A 5,318-nucleotide genomic window follows, 5' to 3' on the forward strand; every position below is an offset into this window, starting at 1 on the left:
AGACCCGCGCGCCCTGCGCAAAGCCCTGCGCAGCTCCAGCACCTACTTTGCTAAAGGATTCGAAGAGTACAAGGATCAGGCCCAACGGGAGCTGCAGACTACTTACAAAAGCCGCCTGGTGGAGCAGATTCGCGCCCAGTCCTACCGCTATCAGCGGGGGGATATCACCATCCATCTAGCCAAAGCGTTTGGCTTTTGCTGGGGAGTGGAGCGGGCGCTAGAGTATGCCTACGAAGCTCGGCACCGCTTTCCCGATCGCCAAATCTGGATCACCAACGAGATCATCCACAACCCCCTGGTCAACCGGCACTTGCAGGAGATGGGGATCCGCTTCGTGGAGAAAGGCCCAGACGGCAAGAAAGACTTTTCCCAAATCCGGCCGGAAGATGTGGTCATTTGGCCCGCCTTTGGGGCAAGTGTCTCGGAAATGGAGTTTTTCCGCTCCCAGGGCAACGAGATTGTCGATACCACCTGTCCCTGGGTCTCTCGCGTTTGGAACCAGGTGGACAAGCACCGGGCTGCCCAGTTTACCTCCATCATCCACGGCAAGTACGACCACGAAGAGACCGTGGCCACCAGCTCCTTTGCTGAAAAATATCTGGTGGTGCTGAACCTAGAAGAAGCCGAATGGGTTGCCCGCTACATTTTGGAAGGCGGGGACCCAGAAGAGTTTCGGCGGCGCTTTGGCAAGGCTACCTCCCCCAACTTTGATCCGGATCGGGATCTGGAGCGGATTGGCATCGCCAACCAGACGACGATGCTCGAGGAGGAAACCCGTGCCATAGCCAAGCTGTTTGAGATCACGATGCTGCGCAAGTATGGCCCCCAGGAGCTGGACAAGCACTTCATGAGCTTCAACACCATCTGTAACGCCACCCAAGAGCGGCAGGACGCCATGTTTGAGCTGCTGGAGCGGCCTTTGGATGTCGTGGTGGTCATTGGCGGGTTCAATTCCTCCAACACGACCCACCTGCAGGAAATTGCCCTCTCGAAAGGGCTGCCCTCTTACCATATTGACGGCCCCGACTGCATCCAACCGCCCAACCGCATCCGCCACAAGCCCCTCCACCAAGACCCAATCGTTACAGAAGGGTGGCTGCCCGACGGGCCAGTACAGATTGGTATTACCTCCGGTGCCTCCACCCCCGACCGCGTCGTGGAGGAGGTGATCCTGCGCATCTTTGCCCTGCGCGAACAGCCGCAGACCCCTCCGCAGGGATCCCTTCCCCTTGGCTTCTAGAAGGCGGTGCTCACCACTCTTTTTCAGGTCTACCTCCCCCTGCTGGGCTGGACGCTGCTGGGGTTTGTCCTGCAGAGAGGGCTACCTCCCCCCTGGCGCCATTGGCTAAATCCCCAAGCGCTGGGCCGCTTCATGTTTTGGGTGGGGGTTCCCCTGGGCACCCTTGGGTTTATGCAGAAGGCGGACCTCTCTGGCCAGCTCTGGGCGGCCCCTTTGGTCTGCTGGCTGGCCACAGGGCTAGGGTATGCCCTGGCCAGTGCCTGGCTGCAGTGGCAGCACCACACCTGGCAGGGGAAGAAAGAGTGGGATCCCTGGCTTTGGAGCAGAGCCCGGCGAGGCAGCTTTTACCTGACAGCCACCCTGGGAAATACGGGTTATTTGGGCTACCCCATCTGCTTAGCAGTGGGCGGGAGCGCCTACTTTGGCTGGGCTTTGTTTTACGACCTGTTGGGCACCCTCTTTACTGCCTACGGTCTGGGAGTCTGGGTTGCCAGCCGCTACAGCGCTTCCTTCACCCCTCCCTGGCAAGCCACGCTCCGCGTCCTAAGCAGTCCCACTCTCTGGTCTTTCTTTGTCGGCCTGGCAATGGCTCGCCACCCTCTGCCAGAATGGCTAGCCCAAGGGCTCACTGCCTTTGCCTGGAGCACGATTCCCCTGAGCTTAATCCTTTTGGGCATACGGCTAGCCCAGGTGCCGCACTGGGGATCCCTTCGCCCCGCCGCCGTGGCCCTCTTCATCAAACTTGTTGCCGTTCCCCTTTTGGTAGGCTTGGGGTTAGCCTTGACTCCCTATCCTCCTTTGGCCAAGCTGGTGTTGGTCTTGCAGACGGGTATGCCCCCTGCTGTTGCCACCCTGGTGCTTGCGGAAGAATACGACTTGGATCGCGAGCTAACGGCAACAACTCTAGCCGTAGGCTACGTGGCAGCCTTGCTGACTTTGCCGTTCTGGTTGCTGCTGTGGGGATCCTAGTAGGCCAAGTGAGACAGAGCCTGCTCCAGGTAACGATGCACTAGGCGATCCAACTCAGCCTCCTCCTTGGGCAACTCCTGCCCCTGCAGCCATCCCTGGAAGCCTGAGCTTTCCACGATGGCCTGCCGCAACGACTTCCAAACTGCTTGCAGGTGCGGTGCTGGATTGGGGCTGAGAGCAGGACTGGTCATGATCCCCGCCAAACAAGGTTAGCGCTAATCCTAGGATAGCCCAGGTTCGGCTTGGCTTTGGTTAAACAATTGGCTGGGCTGCTGGATGCGCAGAGTTGGCCCCAAGGCATTGAGAAGGGCAACGCCGTAGCTGCGGGCAATGATGCGGCTATCCAGAATCGCCACCCAACGTTGGGGCAAGCCAGTGGCCTCAGCTACTTCGGATCCCTGCCGCAAGGGAGCGACGGCTCGCTGCAGTTGACTGGCTGCCACCGGCAAAAGGTATTGGCGAAACCAGTCCTGCCGACTGCGCTGCAGATACTGCACTCGCGCGGCCACCCTGGGATCTTCCATCGAGGGAAACGGCAGGGTGGCAATGGCCAGCAGCTCCGGGCAAGGTAGGCTAGCCTTGTGCTGCAGCCAGTAGGACCAGTCGCAGACCAAGATGCCCTTTTCTCCTCGAAAGGGGCTATTCACCCGTACCCGCGAGCCAAACTCAGCGGCCAAAGCAGCTCCGACCTGCACCTGGAGGGGTTGATCCGAAACCAGCACCACCACAAAGCCCTGCGCCTTTGCAATCAGGCTCTTTAGCTCCTGCAGCAAGTGTTCCCGGAACAGAGGACTGTTGGGCAAGGGCAGCCACGGCAAATAGAGAGCCAAACTGGGCAGGGGCTCCCCCCCGGAGCGGATCCACTCTTCGCCTGAGCTAAAGCGTAGGGGCGTCAAATCCGGTAAGCCTAAGCGCCAGCGATAGCTCTCTGCCTGCCGATCCAAATCCAGCGCCTCGCCGATAATGACCACGGGTTGGGTAGCCCAGATGGGCGCTAGCCATTCGTGCAAAGCCACCGGGCTGTGGCGAAGTGTGAGGCGGCCGGTCTCGCGATTGGTTTCCGCCCACCAGACCCAACGGGAAGCGGGATCCCCTTCGGCCCCAAGCCGCCGGCGGAGCTGATCCCAAGGATCCGGCAGCCAGCCGCGGTAGCCGGCCACCAGGGACAGCGCTACTTCCAGGTGAACCTGTTCGTCTGCCTGAACTAAGCAGCGGGAAAGGGGCCGTCGCAAAAGCTGTAGAGCCAACTGAACCTGGGCCTGGGAGATTCGCTCAGCCTCAGCAGGAAAGATCTGCCGCAGTTGCTGCCAGTGGTTGGCTTCGATGGTTAGGGTCAGCGCTTGGTAGGCCCACTCCTCCAGGTCTTCGGCGCCGTCCAAGATCAACGGGATCCCGGTTGGCATCTCTGCTCCCCTCAAGCGCGCCTGCAGCCAATCCAGGGGATCGACCAACAGCAGCCCTTGAAAGTCGGCATCTGGCCAGCGATCCTTTTGCAAAACCGGTTTGTGCAACTGCAAAGTCTGCTGCAGCCAGGGGATCTCCTCCCCCAGAATTTGCGCCTGCACAGACGCTGGGGCACACAGCAAGGTACCATGGGGCCACATCAAAGCCGGCAGCAGATAGCTGAGGCGGTGCTGACCCCCGCCCGGCACCTGGATCAAGGTGCTGCGCCCCAGCCGCAATCCCCGGGCCACCATGCGGGCCATCGTCAACTGATGGGGCCACCCGGCATCGGGAAGCTGCCGCAAGAGCTGGCGCAACTGTTGGTGGACTTCAACCTCGATCACAGGGATCCGCCACAGACGCTCAGGTGAACTAGCCTATTCTAAGGTGGTGAAGAAAACCAAGCGACACCTCTAGAGTGAGCGATGTCGGGTGTTTCTGAGGTTCCCACGCCCTCGTCCCTGCTTGGAGCCGCCCAGGCGGGATCCCTGCTTTTGGATCGCTCTGCGTGGGGCCGCTTGCGGATACAGGGATCCGCCGCCCTGGATTACTTGCACAGCCAGAGCACTCAGGATCTCAAGGCTCTTAAACCTGGCCAGGGGGCAGATACCGTGTTTGTTACCCCCACAGCAGGGATCATAGACCTGGCGACGGTCTACGTGGAAGAGGAGGCCTGCTGGATTTGGACTTCGCCGCAGCGACGTCGCCTCTTACTGCAGAGCTTGGGACGCCTGTTGCCCTTCGTGCGCGGGGCCCAAATAGCTGATGCAACCGACCAGACTTTTGCCTTTGGGTTAATTGGCCCGCAGAGCCAGCGCCTCCTCGAGAAGGTGGTGACCTCAGAAGGGATCCCGACAAAGCTATACGAGCACCGCCAGGTGGAGATTCAAGGGATCCCTGTCCATTTGGCTTGTGGCAGCGGCCTTGCCCAGCCGGGATTTACCCTCTGGGGGGCCAGCGAACACAAAGCCGCCCTTGCTAGCTGCCTGCAGCAAGCTGGAGCGGAGCTGGCCTCAGCCGAACTTTGGGAAGCCCTGCGCCTGGAGGCCGGTCGCCCTGCTGCTGACCACGAGCTGACCCCCGACTACAACCCTCTGGAAGCCGGCCTATGGCACGCCGTTTCCCTCTCCAAGGGGTGCTACATTGGCCAGGAAGTCTTGGCCAAGCAGGTAACCTATAGGCGCATTCGCCAAACCCTCTGGGGGATCCGCCTCCAGGGCGAGGCCCAGCCTGGTGCCGAGATTGTGCGCCAAGGGGAAAAGATCGGTGTGCTAACCAGCGCTGGCTCCACCTCCCAAGGCTACTGGGGCTTGGGCTATGTGCGCACCAAATTCGCGCCCGCCGAAGGATGGGAGGTGGAGGTTGGTTCAACAACCGGCCTCCTCACCCGCCCGCCCTTTTTAAGCTTTCCTCCCGTTGTTTGAGCTAGAGATCGAAATGGCGGCGAAAGCGGGGATCCCACCTGTCCTTTTTGCGCTGATTACAGAGTTTGCACAGCGTTTGCAAGTTGCTGATGTCGTTGCTGCCGCCCTGGGCAAGGGGAATGATGTGATCGACCTGAAGCTGCACCTCTGGCGGCGATTTGCCGCAACTGCGACAGCGGAAGCCATCCCTTTGGAAGACGTACTCCCGCACAGCTGGCGGGATGAGGATGCGCTGGTTCCTT

6 protein-coding genes are annotated in these 5,318 nt (G+C 60.6%); 3 read left to right on the plus strand and 3 right to left on the minus strand.

From position 1 onward, the window contains the following. Together NW860_RS01235 and NW860_RS01240 are read left to right on the plus strand one after the other, a co-directional pair. Positions 1-1,240: 4-hydroxy-3-methylbut-2-enyl diphosphate reductase (locus NW860_RS01235; protein ID WP_414511968.1), on the plus strand; the 1,240-nt coding region annotated here is incomplete at its 5' end. 6 nt (positions 1,241-1,246) lie between these two features. Continuing rightward, positions 1,247-2,209 (plus strand): AEC family transporter, encoded by a 963-nt coding sequence (locus NW860_RS01240; RefSeq protein WP_414511969.1) that lies wholly within the window; start codon positions 1,247-1,249, stop codon positions 2,207-2,209. Here the strand turns inward: NW860_RS01240 and NW860_RS01245 are convergent. Both NW860_RS01245 and NW860_RS01250 read right to left on the minus strand, forming a co-directional pair. After that, on the minus strand, positions 2,206-2,400 hold the full coding sequence (locus NW860_RS01245) for a hypothetical protein (RefSeq protein ID WP_414411280.1): 195 nt from the start codon (positions 2,398-2,400) through the stop codon (positions 2,206-2,208). The two genes, NW860_RS01240 and NW860_RS01245, sit on opposite strands and share 4 nt — an antisense overlap. Positions 2,401-2,430: 30 nt before the next feature. After that, positions 2,431-3,996, minus strand: a complete 1,566-nt coding sequence (locus tag NW860_RS01250; protein WP_414511970.1) for a hypothetical protein — start codon at positions 3,994-3,996, stop codon at positions 2,431-2,433. Positions 3,997-4,077: 81 nt separating this feature from the next. On the opposite strand from NW860_RS01250, the gene NW860_RS01255 reads away from it, so the two are divergent. After that, the gene (locus NW860_RS01255; protein WP_414404812.1) at positions 4,078-5,076 is read left to right on the plus strand and encodes a YgfZ/GcvT domain-containing protein; all 999 of its coding nucleotides are present in this window, start codon (positions 4,078-4,080) and stop codon (positions 5,074-5,076) included. A gap of 1 nt (position 5,077) precedes the next feature. Here the strand turns inward: NW860_RS01255 and NW860_RS01260 are convergent, their stop codons facing one another. Next, positions 5,078-5,305 (minus strand): HNH endonuclease, encoded by a 228-nt coding sequence (locus tag NW860_RS01260; RefSeq protein WP_414511974.1) that lies wholly within the window; start codon positions 5,303-5,305, stop codon positions 5,078-5,080. Positions 5,306-5,318 lie beyond the last annotated feature (13 nt).

This window comes from Synechococcus sp. F70.1 (assembly GCF_047502745.1).
In the GTDB taxonomy this organism is placed as follows: Bacteria; Cyanobacteriota; Cyanobacteriia; order Thermostichales; family Thermostichaceae; genus Thermostichus.

Excerpts from the sequence above, each read along its gene's own strand:
- NW860_RS01245 (WP_414411280.1), bottom strand. The coding sequence starts at position 2,400 with ATGACCAGTCCTGCTCTCAGCCCCAATCCAGCACCGCACCTGCAAGCA.
- NW860_RS01255 (WP_414404812.1), top strand. The coding sequence starts at position 4,078 with ATGTCGGGTGTTTCTGAGGTTCCCACGCCCTCGTCCCTGCTTGGAGCC.